The organism is Kribbella amoyensis, assembly GCF_007828865.1.
Taxonomy (GTDB): domain Bacteria; phylum Actinomycetota; class Actinomycetes; order Propionibacteriales; family Kribbellaceae; genus Kribbella; species Kribbella amoyensis.
The window spans coordinates 1836528-1854362 of the sequence record NZ_VIVK01000001.1; the positions used below are offsets into that span (position 1 = coordinate 1836528).

Below are 17835 nucleotides of genomic sequence, written 5' to 3' on the forward strand. Positions count from 1 at the left end.
TCGAAGGTTCTTATCTCTGAAATGGTTGTTCGCCGCGGACGTACGAGCGGATGACTGTTGCTGCTGCGCCGCGGGCCCAATCGTTGAAGGTGTGGGAGCGGAGCATGAGGCGGCAGTCTCCGGCCGCCCCGAAGGCGTGGGCTGCGAAGGCTTCTCGCATTCTTTGTTCGTACAGGTCGTAGTCGGCCACGCCTTCGCCGGCGATGACCACCAGCTCCGGGCCGACCAGATTCACCATCGCGGCGAGGGCGGACCCGATCACCTCGCCGGCTCGGTCGAAGGCTTCGCGGGCGTTCTCGTCGCCGCCGTGCGCCAGCTCGATCGCGCCGGACAGATCCAGGTCGGGCCGGCCGGTGGTTTCCCGGGTGCGGTTGAGGATCGCGTCCGAGGACGCCACCGTTTCGACGCATCCACGTCGGCCGCACGTACACACCAACTCACCAGGCGCCAGCGGCAGATGGCCGAGTTCGCCCGAGACGCCGTGCGCCCCGGACACCACCTCGCCGTTGATGTACAGCCCGCAGCCCACGCCCGACCCGATCGTCACCACCGCGAACGAGTCCGCGTTCACCCCGACGCCGAACCAGTGCTCCGACACCGTCAGCGCGCGCACGTCGTTCGTCACCACGACCGGTACGCCGAGCTTCTCGGTCAGCAGCTCGCCCACTCCGACGTCCCGCCAGCCCATGAACGGCGAGTCCCGGACGACGCCGTGCTCCGCGTCCACATCCCCCGAGACCGCGACGCCGATGCCGATCAGCGGACCTGAATCGTCGCCCAGTGTGCCGATCAGTTCGCTCGCGAGATCGGTCAGTCGCTGCAGCACTGTCTCGACCGAGTGATCCGGGAGTGGTTGCTGGCGTGCCGTGATGATGCCGGCGCTGAAGTCCGTGGTCACGCCGATCAGCGCGGTCGGTGTCACCTTCAGCCCGATCACCGAGACGCTGTTCCGGATCACGGTCAGCGGGCTCACCGGCCGGCCGATCCCCAGCTGCGCCTCCACCACTTCACCGGACCGCGCCGTGACCGGCTGATCGGTGACGAACCCGGCCTCGATCAGCGGTGCGACCGCCTTCGTCACCGCGGCCTGCGACAATCCGGCCCGGCGGGCGATCTCGACGCGCGGGATCGGGCCCTGGGTGAGGATCCTGGTCAGCACCTCGACCCCGGCCGGCGTCGCCAGCGGCAGTGCGGGATTCGGGCGCGGTGACATGGCAGCAAACTACCGGCGAACCGGGCATTCCCGTGCGCCGGGTGCGCAGGCTCGCGCAAAAACGTGCACGCCGACCCGGTCAGGGTGTGGATATGTCGATATGACCCAGCGTCGGCGAGGTCAACGCCCACCGGATGGTCCGAGTCAGCCCGTCCCCGGCCGCGCGGACCACGGTGGCCTCCGCCAACGGCAGGTACGGCAACCGCAACGGCCAACGCGTCCACCAGGGCAGCAGCCGGACCGCGGCCGCCGTCAACACCCCGTACGCCGGTCGCGCGGCCCACGGGACCGGTGGGTGGACCAGGATGAACCGCGCCGCCTGCCGTGCCTCGGTGGTCCCGCGCAGCTCCGGCTTGTACGCGTCCAGCATCTGCCGCAGGTCCACGAGCGTCGTCGGTGGATCCACGACGCCCAACGCGCGAGCCACCAGCGCCGTGTCCTCGACGTACGCGTCCTGCTCGGCCGAGTCGAGTGGGTCCGCCCCGTACTGCTGGTGCGCGGCCAGGAAGCTGTCCACCTCGGCCAGGTGCACCCACTTCAGCAGATGCGGGTCACCCGCGCGGTACGGCGTACCGTCCGGGCTGGTCCCGCGGACGCGCTGGTGGACCCCACGGACCCGGGCAACGGCCTCCTCCGCGTCGGCGGCAGCGCCGTACGTGGTGATCGCGAGGAAGTAGCTCGTACGGCGCAATCGGCCCCACGGGTCACCGCGGTAGCCGGAATGGGCGGACACGGCCGCCATCGCGAGCGGGTGGAGCGACTGGAGCAGGAGCGCGCGGAGTCCGCCGGTGAACATCGACGCGTCGCCGTGGACCCGGCGGATCGGGCGGTCGGGCGCGAACCAGCGTGGCCCCGGGGTGTTGTGCACCCGGTGCCGTTCGGCCCGCGGATCCGGGCCGGCGACCTTGGTCATGATCATCTTGGCGAGCCCGTCCCGGACCGGGTCGAGCAGGCCTTCGGTGGGTTGCGCACTGGAGGCGGCCATACGACCAGTCTCCCCAGTCGCACCAGCCCGGTCACCCGGGGGCCGGTCGGGCGGTGGTGTCAGGCGGTCGTCCACTCGGTGACGAGGATCGAGAACAGCAGCGAGTCGCGCCAGGTGCCGTTGGTGAAGACGTGGTCCCGGATCCGGCCCTCGTAGCTGAAGCCGAGCCGCTCGGCGACCTTGACGGACCCCTGGTTCTCCGGGCCGATCGCGGCGCTGACCCGGTGCAGGCCGAGCTCCTCGAAGGCGAACCGGAGCAGCGTCCGCGCCGCGTCGGTCGCGTACCCGTGGCCCCAGTGGTCGAAGGCGATCGCGTACCCGAGGTGGGCGGCCTGGACACCGGTCGGGCCGAGCCGGACGAACCCGATCATCCGGTCGTCGTCAAGGCGGGTGACGGCGAGCAGATAGTCGGGGCGGTCCTCCTGGGCCGACCGGTCGACGATGCTCGCCAGACTGGTCCGGGCCCGGTCCGGGTCGTAGCTGTCGAAGGACAGCCAGCTGGTGACCCGGTCGTCACCGACGACGGCCAGATAGGCGTCGAGGTCCTCGGACCGGACCTCGCGCAGCCTGGTGCCGTCACCGGTGAGCGGCCTCACCGCGGGAACGTCTGCATCGGCGTCCGGGTGAAGCTCTCGATCTCCTCCTGCAGTTCCCGGGCGTCCTCGGCCCGGCCGGACTGCCGCAGCGCCTGGTGGACCCGGCGGGCGGAGTGCACCACGCCGTTGATCCGGCGCTCGGTCGGCAGCGTCAGCACCGGCGCGATCGCGTCCGCGGCCCCGTCCAGCTCACCGCTGACGATCCGGGTGATCGCCATCGCGGCGTGGCTGCCGGCGGCGTCGCCGAAGGCCCACTCGGGGTGCGACTGGTCCGTGTACGCGTCGACGGCCTGGCTGGAGTACCGCTCGGCGGTGTCCACCTCGCCGGGCAACCAGGCGAGCGCGTCGGCCGCGTAGTACAGCTGCCGGTTGCGGCCGAAGGTGCACAGGCCACCCATCTCGTCGAGCTCGTCGGAGCGCACCGAGGTCCACGCCTCCTCGGCCCGCTCGAGGGCGGCCCGGGTGGCGTCGGAGTTGCCCAGCGCGGCCCACGCCCGCGCCTCGCTCACCGGGAGCCAGACGCTGGTGGTGCTGTTCGCCTGCTCGGCGTACCCGGCGCCGAGCTGGGCGTACCGGACCGAGTCGTGCGGGTTGCCGGCCCAGTACGAGACCAGGGACTGCAGACCGCGGACCCAGGCGCGCAGGCCGTTGTGGTCGGCGTTGTCGGCGCACAGGAACGCGGTCCGCGCCTGCGTCATCGCGGCGTGCGGGTTGCCGAGGTCGTGCGACGCCTTGCTGAGCAGACCACCGGTGACACCACCGAGGAAGTACAGCTGCCGCAGGTGCTCGGGGCGTTGCCGGCTCTCCAGCAGGGCGAAGACCAGATCCTGGGTCTCGACCAGCTGGCCGAGGATCTCCGGCAGCGGGCGCTGCGGGTAGGCCGTGGCGACGTGCCGGACGTCGTCGTACACCTGTTCCATGGCCTCGCTTCCGAGACCGGACTGGGCCGCGAGGGCGAACGCCCGTGCTCGGCTGGCAGCCATGTCGAGAACCTCCATCTCAGTACCTGTCGTGATCCGTCCACTCGCGGCAGGTGCCGGCACCACCTGGGCGGCCTGTTCGGCGACGTACGGCGCGAGGAGCTCCTCGACCGGCTTGCCGAACATGCGTTGCAGGGTGCGCCGGGTCTGAGGAGTGGTGCCTGCGCGCTCGCCCGATGCGAGCCGCCGCAGGTGCCGCTCGGTGATGGTTCCACCCAGCTCGACGAACTCGGCGACGATCTCGGAGTAGGTCTGGTTCCGGCGCTGGATCAGGTGCGCCAGGACCGTCTTTGGCGCGAACCTACTCGCCATCGTTCCTCCCGTTCACGTCAGAAAGAGACGTTGTCTCGACTCATGCCCCACGACAAGGTGCAGTCCTCCAGATGTCCGCCAGAGGTCCGGAAGAGGTCCGGCAAAGGTCCTCTCCAGGTCCTAGAGCGGTCACGGTCGGCTTGTGCACCATTACTGCCATGACAACCAGTAAGTCCAACTGGTTGCAAGGCCTGAGAGTTACGGGGTGAGCAAGTAGTGACAGTCGCGGAGATGACGGCCAGGCAGCAGCGCCGCAGGGTGCGGGTCTGGTTCGGCGAGCACGTGATCGCGCAGTACGTCGCGGAAGCGCCGTTGGCCGCGCGGTACGAGCAGGCCATGCGGCGCCGGTTCGCCGGTCTCCGGGTCACGAACGACCTCCTCGGTCCGCAGGACTGACAGCGGACACCTGATCGCGCCTGGGTCCCTCCTCAAGGCCCTGGCGGCTGCACCTGGAGACTCCTCACGTCCAGGAGCAGCGTCTGGAAAGGTCCGGGGCAATCCTCAGCCCTGGGCGAAACCCCAGGTGCGGTCCGGAGCACTCCTCAGCTCCGGACCGCACCGCCCACAGCCCGGCTGGGCCGGCGGCTGAGTCCCTGTCTCGCCGCCGCCCAGCCGTTCCAACCCACCACCTCCTGGCCGACACCTCGGGCCGGGCGAACCGGTGGCTCGCGAACCTCACCACGAGCCACCGCCACGGTGGTCGACTCCGCTGTGTGACCGCCGCGCCTGGGTGGTCACACAGCGGAGCCATTTCTGGGCCCTGTGGATAAGTCCCGTACTTGTGGACAACCCGCCGCCGGTCCTCCGCAGGACCGCTCAGGTCCGGTTCTGGTCCGCCAGGTAGACGGCGAACGGCGCGTCCGGGCGGAGTTCCGCGGACCCCTCGGCCAGGCCCTCGGCGGCGATCTCGCCGACTTCGGTCATGCCGAGCCGCTCCATCACCGCCCGCGAGGCCGCGTTGTGCCGCTCGGTGAAAGCGATCACCGACGCGACCCCGAGCGTCTCGAAGGCGTACGCCAGCCCGGCCCGCCCGATCTCGGTCGCCAACCCGCGTCCGCGCGCCTCGGTGACCAAGGACCACCCGACCTCGACCCGCCCAGCGGTCCACTCGGCCGCAACCGCCTCCCCACCGGTGGGCGCGGTCCGGAGCAGATCCGCGATGCGGTCGGCGACCGAGGAGCCGGCCGGGATCCGCGAGAGCCCGCCGCGCCCGACCAGGGAGCCACCGTCCCGCTCGTACGCCATCCACTTGCTCGCGCCGTCCTCTTCCCAACCACGCTGCATCGCTGCGGCACGGCGTACGGCTTGGGCGGCTGACCACGGTTCGCCGTACCACTGCGCCACCCACGGGTCCGCGAAAACCCGGACCAGGTCCTCCGCATGTCCGGTGTGGACCTCGCCTGGTCCGGTGACCGGTTCGAGGCGGAGGCGTTCGGTGAGCCTGGTCCGGACCGTGGCGGCCACTATGTCGCGGAGGCGGCGGTCCCCGTCGGTCCGGCCGACCATCAGCAGCTCCAGGTCGTCCGGCCCGACCCAGGCGTTCGCGTCGTGCTTGCCCTCCTCCAGCCAGGGCCGGGTGAGATCGCCGTCGACGGTGATCAGGTAGTCGAGTTCACGGCGGACGCGGCCCTCGTACTCCCACTCCCAGTCGGCGATCGGGGCCAGGATCTCGCGGACCTTCCACCCCGTCTCCTCCTCGACCTCGCGGGCGAGCGTCTGTTCGGGCGTCTCGCCGGCTTCGACATGGCCGCCGACGATGTCCCAGATTCCCGGCAGCAACCGCCGGGTCGCGCTCCGCCGCTGGACGTACACCCGCTGCCGGTCGTCCCGGATCAGCGCCCCGACACAATCCACCTCACGCATACGAGCAACGTAGACCGCGGCCGTGGCAGAGTGCCGACCCGTGTCCGCAGCCAAACCGTCGCCCGTCGTCTCCCGCTCCGCGCTGCTCTTCCTCGGCGTCGCCGTCGGTTGCGGAATCGGCGGCGGCTTCATCGGTGAGGACGTCGTCGGCGCCCTCGGCCGGACCGTCGGTCACCGCGAACTCCCGCTCCGCCTGCTCGGCTGGTGCTGGGGCGGCCTCCCGTTCGTCGTCGCGGCCACCGCCGTCGTACTCCGCGAACGCCTCTCCCGCGGCGCCCGGCCGGCCCTGACCTACGTCCTCGTCGTCTGGATCGCGAGCGGCGCGTTCCTGCTGCCGAGACGCCTCAGCACCATCGAGCACCGCTTCGGGACCGCGGCCGCCGACGCCAAACTCCTCGGCTACGGCTGGGCGGCCGGCATCCTGCCGATCTTCGCCACTCTCGCGCTCACCGTCATCGGCCTGCTGATCCTCCGCAAGAGCGGCCGCACCCCGAGCAAGTCCACGCTCACCAAGCTCGGCCGAACCTTCGCGGCCACCTTCTGCGTCCTCACCACGGCGGGCCTGGTGGTCGCCCTGGTCGGCAAGACGCCCTGAGCGCGGAGTCGCTCAGGTCCGCGGGTGTTCGGTGACGCGGTTCGGCATGAAGAGGACGGCCACGATGAGGAGTACCGCAGCCGCCGCGGCGCCGTAGTACACGTCGTGGATCGCCGGGGCGAGGACCGAACCCGGGAGGCTCTCCAGGTCCTCGTGGGACGAGCCGAGGCGGGACGCGACCACCGCGTTCGCGACCGCGCCGAAGACGGCGACGCCGACCGCGCTGCCGACCGACCGGGCGAACATGTTGGCCCCGGTGACCACGCCACGGCTGCGCCAGTCCACCGAGGACTGGGCCGCGACGACACCCGGTGAGGCCGAGAAGCCGAGCCCGATCCCGATCACGAAGCAGGCGAACGCGAGGTACAGCACCGAGCTGTCCGAGGTCACCGTCAACAGCAGCACCGAGCCGACGATCACGATCGCCGCGCCGAACACCATCGTGGTCCGGAACCCGAGCCGCAGGTAGATCCGCCCGGCCACCGAAGCCGCGATCGGCCAGCCCAGCGTCATCGCGGCCAGCGCGAACCCGGCCACCAGGGCACTCGTCCCGAGCACGCCCTGCGCGTACAGCGGTACGTAGGTGGACAGGCCGATCATCAGGACGCCGACCAGCAGGGCGGACGAGTTCGCCGAGTTCAGGACGCGTTGCCCGAACACCCACATCGGCAGCACCGGCTCGGCGGCCCGGCGCTCGACCAGCGCGAACGCGATCAGCAGCACCGCGGACACGGCCAGGATCGCGATACTCGTGACCGAGTCCCAGTTCCACATCACGCCGCCCTCGAGCAGCCCGAGCAGGAGCAGCGAACCGCCGACGGCGAGCAGGATCGTGCCCCAGTAGTCGATCTTGTGCCGCGTGGTCGACGCGACGTTCTCCTCGAACCGGCGCAGCAGCACCCACGCCGCGGCGAGCCCGAGCGGGATGTTCACGAAGAAGATCCAGCGCCAGGAGATGAAGTCGGAGAACACACCCCCGAGCGTCGGCCCGACGAACGACGAGATCCCCCACACGCTCGCGATGTACCCCTGCACCTTGGCGCGCTCGGCGACCGTGTAGATGTCGCCGACGATGGTCATTCCCATCGGCTGGATCGCGCCGGCGCCGAGGCCCTGGATCAACCGGAACGCGATCAACGCGGGCATGTTCCAGGCGAATCCGCAGAGCACCGATCCGAGCACGAACAGCGCGATCCCGAGCAACATGATCGGCTTCCGCCCGCGCAGATCGGCGAGCTTGCCGTAGATCGGTACCGAGATCGCCTGGGCGAGCAGGTAGATCGAGAACAACCAGGGGAACTGCGTGAACCCGCCAAGATCCTCGACCACCGAAGGCACCGCGGTCGCGAGGATCGTGGCGTCGATCGCGACCAGCCCGATACTCAACATCACCGCGAGCAGAATCGGACCCCGCTCCGACCGCAGCCCCACACTCGCCCGGTCGATCCGCTCAGTAGTCATGACAAACCGCAACTTAACTGAAAACCGAACGATTCCACGAACCCCGGTTCGCCGGCTGGACGCAAGCCAGGCCCAAGGGGTGAGCGCGGACGCACACCACTCACCAACTCCTGTTCCCCTGCAAGGTCGGACCGTAGGAGCACCCCCGACCTGACGTCGGAGCCGACATTGGTGAGTGGTGGCGGTCCCCCGCTCGGCTCGGCCGGGCGCCTCAGCTGCGGGCTCGCGTCGCCGTCACCTGGGCCGGAGTCGGCCCGCGGCCTAGACCATTTGGGTAAACCTTGGGGTTCAGGGGCCCGGCGGGTCGGTACGCTCCGTGGGTGAGGATGCGCGGGCTGTTGAGGTTTGCCGTCATTGTCTTCACTGTTTCGCTCACGCTCGTGCTGCTGCCGATCGCCATCAACGTCGGCACCGGTGGTACCGCCCCGGACTTCCTCGCCAGGTACGTCGACTGGACCTGGCCCGTCATCGGCCTGCTCTGGTGCGCCGCGATCGTCACCGGTGTCATCGAGTACCGGAGTCGGTTCGCGACCACTTCCGCGCGATCCGCCGATCAGCCGCGCAATCGTCCCAACGCGCTCGGCCGGGTCGATCGGTATCTCGTCGAGCGGTCGGCGGGCTCGCTTCGGTCCAAGCTGCGGCTCGCGTTGTCGGTCGAGGAACGGCCGGAGGCGGTTCGGCCGTACGACCTGCTCGTGCAGCCTCTGGAGAGTGGGTCCGGGACCGTGCGCCGGGGGACGGACGTGGCGCGGATCTTCGACGAGTTGCAGGATTCGATGCTCGTCCTGGGTGCTCCTGGGGCCGGGAAGACGACGCTGTTGATGGACCTCGCCCGGTCCCTCCTCGACCAGGCGAACGCTGATCCGTCCCGCCCCGTGCCCGTGCTCATCGATCTCGCCGGGTGGACCGGGCCCGGTACCGCGCCTGGCCGGCCGACGGACGACGATCCCGCGGACACTGCTCCGCTCGCGGCTTTCGTTCGCTGGTTGCTCGACGAGTGCAGCTCGCGGTACGGGATTCCCGCGCCGGTCGGCCGGGTGTGGCTGCGGGACGGGCGGCTCGCGTTGTTGCTGGACGGGTTGGACGAGGTCGCCGCCGGTCAGCGGGAGCGGCTGACCGCGATCCTGGAGCAGCTCCGGCAGAACTATTTGGTCAGCCAGCTCGCGATCACGTCGCGCACGAAGGAGTACGAAGATCTCGCGCGGCCGCTCGGGTTGTACGGCGCGGTGCAGATCCGGCCGTTGAGCCGCGCGCAGGTGCTCGAGTACTTCACCGCCGGCGGCGACGACCTGGCCGGTGCGCGCGCCGCCGTCGAGCGGGACGCCGAGCTGTGGGACATGGTCGACTCACCGCTGATGCTCAACGTGGTCGCCCTCGCGTACCAAGGGCGCGCCGCCGGCGAGGTGGCTTCGGGGGCGGTCGCTGACCATCGGCGCGAACTGTTCGACACGTACGTGATCGAGGTGCTGGTCCGGCATCGGTCCGGCAGCGGCCAGTACCCGTCCAGGACCGTGCTGCGGTCCCTGTGGTGCCTGGCTCGCTGGACCCGGATGGGCGAAGGCGATCGCATCATGCTGCCGCGCCGCCTGCCGCCGGGTGGTTGGTACGGGATGGTGCTGCCCGAAGTCAGCCGGCTCGCCCACCTGATCTGCCTGCCGGCGTTGTTCGCGGGATTCGTGGCCGGGTTCGCGATGACGGCGACACTGCTGTTCGGCGTACCGGCCGGGGTCGCGGCGGGCGCGGTCGCGCTCGTGCTGATCCAGCAACGCGGAACGTGGCGCGTCTTCCGGGAGGGTCCACCGGGTCCGGTCGGGACGATCGCGGCCCTCATCGTTGGTGGTGCTCTACTGACCGGACTCGCGCTGACCGCGATCGGTGCGGGAGTGGTCGCGATCCTGCCGACTTGGCTGGCGACTCTGCTCGTGGTGGGTGGGGTCGTGGCGGCGTCGTTGCGGGAAGTCTTCCTGGTCGGCGGGGACGACCGGCCGACGAAGTACCTGGTCCGGCTGCGACTGGTGATGTTGTGCGTACTGACCGGACTGGCGTTGGCCCGGGTGAGTACGCCCGAGGTGTTGCTGGAGGCGTTCCTCGTCGGCCTGGTGGGCGCGGAAGGGGTACGCCTGATCGCGAGACTGCCGATGGACCAGTTGGTCGCGCGTGATCCGAGCACCGAGTGGGTGGACGGACCGCGGTTCCGCTGGGCGATCGCGCGCTGGGTGATTCCGGTGGGCGTGGGGGCGGTCGTGGTCGCCGCGATCCTGAGCGGCAAGCTGCGAACCGGACCGGAACCACTCCTCGGGCTCTTGCTCGGCGCAACAGCCTCCCAAGGCTGGCAGGTCGTCGGCTACCGCCTGACCGAAACAGTCTCCCGAATCCTCCACGGAGCACCCCTCCGCTGGACGGGCTACCTCCCCTGGCGCCGCCGAGCCTTCCTCCGCTTCGCCGCCGACCGCCACCTCCTCGCCCCCACAGGCCAACTCGACCGCCTCGCCGGCGAGCAGTACGCCTTCATCCACCTCCTCGTCCGCGACCACCTGGCCGACTGCGACCCCGACGAACTGGCGGCGCGGGTGAACACCCGCCTGGAAGAACGCGAGGCAACCCGAACTGCGGCGGTACTGGCGGACTGAGGCGGTTGGCGGTCTTTGCTGCCGGCACCAACAACTACGTGCTTACTCACATCCCCGGCCACGTGCAGGCGGTGACTTGTACAGCTGCCTGGACCCGTCAGTTGTTTGTCGGTCGGTCGTTGCGTGGTTGGGTGCGCGAGCGAGCTCGCGGTTGTTGTTGAGGTAGGCGAGCGGCGGCACTGGGGTACTGGCGGCGGCGGCCGGCGTGGTTTGTTCGGCTGATTGTCTACCTCAACGTCTGCTGCGAGCTTGCTCGCGTCCCCGGCCACGTGCTGGCGGTTGGTTGTACGGCTGCCTCGGTCCGCCAGTTGTTTGTCGGTCGGTCGTTGCCTGGTTGGGTACGCGAGCAAGCTCGCGGTTGTGGTTGAGGTAGGCGAGCGGCGGCACTGGGGTGCTGGCGGCTGCTGTTGACAGCGACGGCGGCGGGTGCGGCTGCTCGGCTGACCGCCTGCTTCAACTACTGCTACGAGCTTGCTCGCGTCTCCAGCTATCTACCGCCTGACCGTTGTACTCATCCCTCGCCTTCGGTGGGTTATGGGGAGCCTGGGGATCGGTACGCTCGGCGGGGTGAGGATGCGTGGGGTTTTGCGGGTTGGCTTTCTTGTCTTCACGGTTTCGCTCACGCTCGTACTGCTCCCGATCGCCATCAACGTCGGCACCGGTGGGACCGCCCCCGACTTCCTCGCCGAATACGTCCGCTGGACGTGGCCCGCGGTCGGCATTCTCTGGCTCGCCGCGATCCTCACCGGCGTGATCGAGTACCGCAGTCGGCGGATCGTCACCCGCACCGCCCGGTCCGCCGACCAGCCGCGTAACCGCCCCAACGCGCTGGCCCACATCGAGCGGTACTACCGTCAGCGGTTCGCCGGATCGCTCGCTTCCCGTACCCGGTTGGCCCTCGCGTTGGACGAGAGTTCGGCTGCCGTCGTCCGCCCGTACGACCTGCTCGTGAGACCCCTGCACAGCACCGTCGCGGAGGTTCACGAAGACGCCGACATCGCCGCCGCGTTCGATGAGTTGCAGGACTCGATGGTCATCCTCGGCGCCCCTGGTTCGGGCAAGAGCACGCTGCTTCTCGACCTCGCTCGCTCTCTCGCCGACGAGGCCGACCGGGACCACGAGCAACCTCTGCCCGTGCTCGTCGATCTCGCCGGGTGGACCGGTGCGACGCCTGCCCGGCCCGAGGACGACGACGATCCTGCCGACAGTCCTCTGCTCGCGAACTTCGTTGCCTGGTTGCTCGACGAGCTGGATGCGCGGTACCAGATCCCGGCCCCGGTCGGCCGGGTCTGGCTCAGCCGGGGACGTTTGGCGCTCCTGCTCGACGGGGTCGACGAGATCACGCCCTCCTACCGCGACAAGCTCGCCCAAGTACTCGACGAACTCCGGCGGCGCTATCTGATCGGGCAGCTCGCGATCACCTGCCGGATTCAGGACTACGAGCAACTCCCCGAGCCGCTCAGCTTGTACGGCGCGGTGCGGATCCGCCCGTTGAGCCGTCGACAGGTGCTCGACTACTTCACCGCGGCCGGCGACGACCTGGCCGGTGCGCGGGCCGCCGTCGAACAGGACGACGATCTGTGGGACCTGGTCGACTCACCGCTGATGCTCAACGTCATGGCCCTCGCGTACCAGGGCCGCGACGCTCGCGAGATCGCTGCCGGTGCGGTGGCCGACCATCGGCGGGAGCTGTTCGACACGTACGTCGCGGAGGTGCTCTCCCGGCAACGCGCGGTCGGCACCCAGTACGACGCGCGGACCGCTGTTCGTTCGTTGTGGTGCCTCGCGTGGTGGACCCGGAGTCGCGCCGGCGATCGGATCGCGGTACCGCGCTGGCTCACCCCGAACGGCTGGTACGGCCTGGTCCTTCCCGCTGTCGGTTCGCTCGCCCACAAGGTGTGTCTCCCCGCGCTCTTCGCCGGGCTGGTCGGTGGTTCGGCGCTCGCCGCCTCCGCCTTGTACGGCGTGCCGGCAGGGCTGGCCGTGGGGGTGATGAGTCTGCTGCTGGTCCACATTCGGCCACGGCCGTGGCGCACGTTCCGGGAGAGATCCGAGCGACCACCGTTTCTGCTGGCGGCGGTGATGGTGATGGCCGGCGTGGTCGCAGGCTGCGCTGCGGTCCTCGGCACGATCTGGTTGCTCACCGTCCTGCCGACCTGGCTCGGTCTGGTCGTCGAAGCAGCGGCGATCGGAGCGTCGTACGGGGTCGAGCTGATCGTGTCGCACGGCGATCGGCGCAGGTGGTGGTTGCTGTTGCGGCTGGCCGTGGTCACCGCCGGGAGCTGGGTCGTGCTCGCCGTCACCGATCGCCCAGGCGCGTACGTCAGCGGTGTCGCCATCGGGTTGATCGTTGCCCAAGGCATCCGGTTGGTGAAGGCGTTGCCGATGGACCACCTGGTGTACTCCCGCGATCGCGAGGACGGCCGGGACCTGATGGACCTGTGGGTGGTCGCCGGACTCGGGGCGGCGATCGTGGTCGCGGTCGGACTCGGCGCGGAGCTCGGTGCGCCGGAGCCGGAGGGCGTGCTCGGGGTGATCGCCGGCGTGGTCGCCGCGAAGGCGTGGCGTCGGCGGCCGCCGTTGTTCGCCGGTCCGACGTCGCGGCTGCTGCACGGCTTGTTGCTGCGCTGGACCGGGTACCTGCCGTGGCGTCGCCGGGCGTTTCTCCGGTACGCCGCGGATCGCTTCGTGTTGTCGCGGACCGGACGCGGGGAGTACGCGTTCATCCACCTGCTCGTCCGCGACCACCTGGCCGAATGCGACCCCGACGCTCTCGCCGCCAAGGTGGACCACCGCATCACCACCCGCCGCGACTCTAGGCCACCTCGTACAGTACGAGCACGGTGATCAGTCAGGGGGTGGATCATGCCGATCGAGAGCGACCATCGCGGGTCGGACTCGCCCTACGTCGCACGGGTCTGGCGCGGCCGCACGTCCGGCGTGCACCGGATGACCTCGATCGCCACGTCGACCTGGGAACTGGTCTTCTGGGAGGAGCGCGGCGTCATGCACGCCGCCGTGAGCGGACCGGAGACGAGAGCGTCGAGTGCCGAGACCGGGGGCGACTCGGAGTCGTTCGGGATCACCTTCGCGCACGGCACCTCGATGCCCCATCTCCCGATCGGTGCGCTCGTCGACGGCGGCCGGGACAGTCCGCACGTGACCGCACGGACGTTCCGCCTGCGCGACGAGGAGTGGCAGATCCCCGACTTCGACGACGCGGAGTTGCTGGTGGAGAAGCTGGTACGCGCCGGCGTTCTGGTGCGTGATCCGCTCGTGGACGACGTGGTCTGGGGCGGCGCCGCACGGGTCGGATCGCGGGCAGTGCAGCGCCGCGTGGCCGCGGCCACCGGGCTCACCCAGGGCGCGATCCGTCAGATCGAACGGGCGCGCGAGGCTGCGGTGCTGCTCAGGGCGGGAGTCCCCGCGCTGGATGTCGTGCACCGGCTCGGCTACTACGACCAGCCGCACCTGGCCCGCTCCCTGCAACGGTTCATCGGCCGAACTGCCACCCAACTGCGGCAGCCGGACCCCACTGCCGATCCACTGTCGCTTCTGTACAAGCCCGAGCATCCGGACGGCTCATAGCGTCGTGTGCGTGCGGTGAACGTCACCGCGCACCCGATGAAAGGCCACTCCAATGCCAGATGGCACCGTCACCTCCGCCGACGGCACCACCATCGCCTACACGGCGTGGGGCGCCGGCGACCCGATCGTCATGATCGACGGTTCGACCGCCTATCGCGCCGCGAACCCGTTGAACCAGGAGACGGCGGAACTGCTCGCCGACGACTTCCTGGTCGTCAACTACGACCGGCGCGGTCGCGGCGAGAGCGGCGACACCCCGCCCTACGTCGTCGAGCGCGAGTTCGAGGACCTCGAGGCGATCCTCGAACAGGTCGGTCAGGGGCGCCCGGCGACCGTGTTCGGCTGGTCCTCCGGCGGCAATCTCGCGCTCAACGCCGCCCAGGACGGTGTGCCGATCGCACGTCTCGCGCTGTTCGAGCCGAACGCGGCCATCGACGACACTCGTCCCCCGCTGCCCGACGACTACGTCGAGCGCCTCGACGCGGCCGTCGCCGCCGGCCGGCCGGGCGATGCGGTCGCCCTGTTCATGACCGCCGCGGCCATGATGCCCGAGGAGATGGTCGCCGGGATGCGCGAGCAGGACTTCTGGGCCGGACTGGAGGCCGTCGCCCCCACGATCGCCTATGACGCCCGTCAGGTCGGCGACACCCTCTCCGGGAAGCCGCTGCGCCCCGAGCTGTGGATGCGGATCGCCGTCCCGGTCCTGGTGATGCACGGGATCGACACCTGGCCGGCCCTGGCCGCGGGCTCCCGCGCCATCGCCGCGCACCTGCCCACCTCCACCCTCGCGCCGGTCCCCGGTGCGGAGCACTCGACCACCGCCGACGTGCTGGCCGCCGCGCTGCGCTCGTTCATCAAGGAGAACTGAGATGGGAAAGATCGTGCTCACCGAGTTCATCTCCATCGACGGCGTCGTGGAAGCACCCGGCGGCGAGAACTTCAGGTACGAGAACTGGACCTTCGAGTTCGACCGCGGAGACGGCGAAAGATACAAGGAGGCCGAAGCGCTTGGGGCCACGGCGCTCCTGCTGGGACGGAAGACCTACGAAGGCTTCTCCGGCGCCTGGCCCCAGTACGAGGGCGAGCTTGCCGACAAGTACAACAGCATGCCCAAGTACGTCGTCTCCCGTACCCTCACCGACCCCAAGTGGGCAGGCACGACCGTGCTGTCTGGCGACCTGAAGGAGGAGGTGACCCGGCTCAAGCAAGAGGTCGACGGTGAGATCTCCGTGGCCGGGAGCATTCAGCTCGCCCAGGGACTCCTCGCCCTCGACCTCGTCGACGAGATCCACCTGATGGCCTCACCGCTCGTTCTCGGCCACGGCCGCCGGCTCTGGACCGATACGCCCGACAAGACCGCGTGGACGCTCAGCGAAGCGACGGTGTACGGCGACAGCACCCTGCTCACCGTCTACCAACGCCGCGCCGTGTAGACCAGAGGCCGAACCGGTCAGTGCGCCAGCGCCTGGTCCAGGATCTTCGACCACTGACGTACGATCCCCCGCCTCCGCGCACTGTCGTCGGTCAGCAGATCGGCAAGCCCCAACCCGCGAGCCATGTCCAGTACGCCCTGCACCGTCTCGCGGACCCCGGGCGTCCGCTCGGTCACGTCCAGCACTTCCAGCAACGCGCGGTGTGCCTGCCGCCCGACGTGCGACTCCAGCCGCACGATCTGCTGCCGCAACGGTTCCTCCGTCGACGCTGCGACCCACAGGTGGAGCGCAGCACGGAACAGCGGTCCCGTGTAGACGTCGGCGAGCATCGACACGATCGCCTCGGTGCGGCCGTCCCCCTCCGGCAGGGCGGCCGCCTGCGAGCGGATCTCGGCCAGCCGCACCTCGGTCATGTACTCCACCGCCGCCGCGAACAGGTCTGCCCGGGTCGGGAAGTGGTGCTGCGCCGCACCACGGGAGACACCGGCCCGGGCCGCGACCACGGCGACCGTGGTCGCGGCGTAGCCGACCTCGGCCAGCGACTCCAGCGACGCCTCCAGCAGCTTCTGCCGGGTGGCCCGGCTGCGGTCCTGCTGAGGCGCCCGCAACGCATCACTCACGCGCGGCCTCCCGGGTTCTGAGCTCGCGGCGCAGGATCTTGCCGGACGCCGCCTTCGGTACGGCTTCGATGAACTCCACCTGCCGCACCTTCTTGTACGGTGCCACCCGGGCCGCCACGTAGTCGATCACGTCCTGCTCGGTCAGCGTGGCGCCGGGCATCGGTACCACGAACGCCTTCGGGACCTCGTTGCCCTCGGACTGCACCCCGATCACGGCCGCGTCGGCGATCCGGTCGTCGGTGAGCAGGACGGCCTCCAGTTCGGCCGGCGGTACCTGGTACCCGTGGTACTTGATCAGCTCCTTCACCCGGTCGACCACGTACAGGTAGCCGCGCGGATCCACCCGGCCGATGTCGCCGGTGTGCAGCCAGCCGTCCGGGTCGATGGTGGCGTCGGTGTCCGCCGGCCGGCCGAGGTACCCCTTCATCACCTGCGGGCCGCGGATCCAGATCTCGCCGGTGCCGCCGTCCTCGACATCGTTGCCGTCGGCACCGACCAGCCGCATCTCGGTGGACGGGAACAGCTTGCCGACGGCCCCGGGCGGCGGGTCCTGGTCGTCCTGCGGAACGGCATGCGTCCCCGGCGAGAGCTCGGTCATCCCGTACGCCTGCAGTACCGCGTGCAGCCCGAGCCGCTTCGCGCAAGCCTCCGCCAGCTCACCGTCCAACGGTGCCGCGGCGCTGGTCACGTACTTCAGCGCGGACAGGTCGACGCCGTCGACGGCCGGGTGTTTCGCCAGCGCCAGCACGACCGGCGGGGCGACGAAGGCGCGGGTGATCTTCTGCTCGTCCAGGGTGCGGAGGAACTGCTCCAGGTCGAACTTCGGCAGCACCACCACGGTCGCGCCGAGCCGCAGCGGCAGGTTCATCAGCACGGTCAGCCCGTAGATGTGGAAGAACGGCAGGATCGCGATGATCCGCTCGTCCTCGGTCACGTTGATGGTGATCTCCGCCTGGGAGATGTTCGTCCCGATGTTGCGGTGCGTCAGCATCACGCCCTTGGCCGCACCCGTCGTCCCACTCGAGTACGGCAGCACCGCGACGTCCTCGGCCGGGTCGATCTCCACCACCGGCTCCGGCCCCGTGCTCGCAATCAGCTCCAGCACCGACCGGTACCCCTCGGCCTGGTCGCAGACGAAGATCTGCTCCACGTCGGTCCCGGCGACAGCCGCGGTCGCCACCGGCAGGAACAGCGAAATCGTCACCAGCAACTTCGCCTTCGAGTCGACCAGTTGCTTGTGCAACTCGTCCGCGGTGTACAGCGCGTTGACCGTGGTCACCGTCGCACCTGCCCGGGTCGCCCCGTAGAACACGGCCGGGTACAGGATCGTGTTGGGGCTGTAGAGCGCGATCACATCGCCGTGCCGGATCCCCAGCTCGGCGAACCCGGCCGCGATCCGCCGGCTCATCTGGTCGAGCTGGTGGTACGTGATCTCGCGGCCGGTCACGCCGTCGACCAGCGCGGGCCGGTCGCCGTACTCCGCGGCACGGCCGAGGACGGCGTCGTGGATCGGCAGGTCGAGCACTTCGACGGGCGGGAAGTCACTGGTGATGATCATC

At 69.9% G+C, this 17835-nt stretch carries 15 protein-coding genes; 7 read left to right on the forward strand and 8 right to left on the reverse strand.

From position 1 onward, the window contains the following. Positions 1–10: 10 nt before the first annotated feature. The 4 genes from FB561_RS08815 to FB561_RS08830 form a co-directional block, all read right to left on the reverse strand. Positions 11–1213, reverse strand: coding sequence for an ROK family transcriptional regulator (locus FB561_RS08815; protein WP_145804870.1), 1203 nt, complete (start codon positions 1211–1213; stop codon positions 11–13). Positions 1214–1292: 79 nt separating this feature from the next. Further along, on the reverse strand, positions 1293–2198 hold the full coding sequence (locus FB561_RS08820) for an oxygenase MpaB family protein (protein WP_145804872.1): 906 nt from the start codon (positions 2196–2198) through the stop codon (positions 1293–1295). 59 nt (positions 2199–2257) lie between these two features. Then, a complete protein-coding gene (locus tag FB561_RS08825) occupies positions 2258–2794 on the reverse strand; it encodes a GNAT family N-acetyltransferase (protein WP_145804874.1) in 537 nt (178 codons plus the stop codon). Continuing rightward, the gene (locus tag FB561_RS08830; RefSeq protein WP_145804876.1) at positions 2791–4086 is read right to left on the reverse strand and encodes an NsdA family TPR-like regulatory protein; all 1296 of its coding nucleotides are present in this window, start codon (positions 4084–4086) and stop codon (positions 2791–2793) included. Before FB561_RS08830 ends, FB561_RS08825 begins: the two co-directional genes overlap by 4 nt. A gap of 231 nt (positions 4087–4317) precedes the next feature. Between FB561_RS08830 and FB561_RS37775 the strand changes: the two genes are divergently transcribed. Further along, positions 4318–4482, forward strand: coding sequence for a hypothetical protein (locus tag FB561_RS37775; protein ID WP_170284607.1), 165 nt, complete (start codon positions 4318–4320; stop codon positions 4480–4482). 420 nt (positions 4483–4902) lie between these two features. Here FB561_RS37775 and FB561_RS08835 read toward each other — a convergent pair whose 3' ends face one another. Next, entirely contained in the window at positions 4903–5949 is a 1047-nt protein-coding gene (locus FB561_RS08835; protein ID WP_145804878.1) for a GNAT family N-acetyltransferase, read from the reverse strand. A 40-nt stretch (positions 5950–5989) separates the two neighbouring features. On the opposite strand from FB561_RS08835, the gene FB561_RS08840 reads away from it, so the two are divergent. Next, positions 5990–6544 carry a hypothetical protein gene (locus tag FB561_RS08840; RefSeq protein ID WP_145804880.1) on the forward strand — a complete coding sequence of 185 codons (555 nt, stop codon included), beginning with the start codon at positions 5990–5992 and terminating at the stop codon, positions 6542–6544. 12 nt (positions 6545–6556) lie between these two features. Here the strand turns inward: FB561_RS08840 and FB561_RS08845 are convergent, their stop codons facing one another. Then, positions 6557–8005, reverse strand: a complete 1449-nt coding sequence (locus tag FB561_RS08845) for an MDR family MFS transporter (RefSeq protein ID WP_145804882.1) — start codon at positions 8003–8005, stop codon at positions 6557–6559. A gap of 380 nt (positions 8006–8385) precedes the next feature. On the opposite strand from FB561_RS08845, the gene FB561_RS08850 reads away from it, so the two are divergent. The 5 genes from FB561_RS08850 to FB561_RS08870 all read left to right on the forward strand — a co-directional run bounded on the left by FB561_RS08850 (position 8386) and on the right by FB561_RS08870 (position 15656). Next, positions 8386–10635: an NACHT domain-containing protein gene (locus tag FB561_RS08850; protein WP_238334723.1), complete on the forward strand. Its 2250-nt coding sequence runs from the start codon at positions 8386–8388 to the stop codon at positions 10633–10635. A gap of 585 nt (positions 10636–11220) precedes the next feature. Then, on the forward strand, positions 11221–13482 hold the full coding sequence (locus FB561_RS08855) for an NACHT domain-containing protein (protein ID WP_238334724.1): 2262 nt from the start codon (positions 11221–11223) through the stop codon (positions 13480–13482). A gap of 18 nt (positions 13483–13500) precedes the next feature. Continuing rightward, positions 13501–14223 carry a helix-turn-helix domain-containing protein gene (locus FB561_RS08860; RefSeq protein ID WP_145804887.1) on the forward strand — a complete coding sequence of 241 codons (723 nt, stop codon included), beginning with the start codon at positions 13501–13503 and terminating at the stop codon, positions 14221–14223. Positions 14224–14275: 52 nt separating this feature from the next. Further along, positions 14276–15091, forward strand: a complete 816-nt coding sequence (locus FB561_RS08865; protein ID WP_145804889.1) for an alpha/beta fold hydrolase — start codon at positions 14276–14278, stop codon at positions 15089–15091. 1 nt (position 15092) lies between these two features. After that, the gene (locus FB561_RS08870) at positions 15093–15656 is read left to right on the forward strand and encodes a dihydrofolate reductase family protein (RefSeq protein WP_145804891.1); all 564 of its coding nucleotides are present in this window, start codon (positions 15093–15095) and stop codon (positions 15654–15656) included. Between the two features lie 17 nt (positions 15657–15673). On the opposite strand, the gene FB561_RS08875 is transcribed toward FB561_RS08870, so the two are convergent. After that, a complete protein-coding gene (locus FB561_RS08875) occupies positions 15674–16276 on the reverse strand; it encodes a TetR family transcriptional regulator (protein ID WP_145804893.1) in 603 nt (200 codons plus the stop codon). Further along, complete coding sequence (locus FB561_RS08880; RefSeq protein WP_145804895.1) at positions 16269–17834, reverse strand: AMP-binding protein; 1566 nt, start codon at positions 17832–17834, stop codon at positions 16269–16271. The genes FB561_RS08875 and FB561_RS08880 overlap by 8 nt, the downstream gene beginning before the upstream one ends. Between the last annotated feature and the right edge of the window lies 1 nt (position 17835).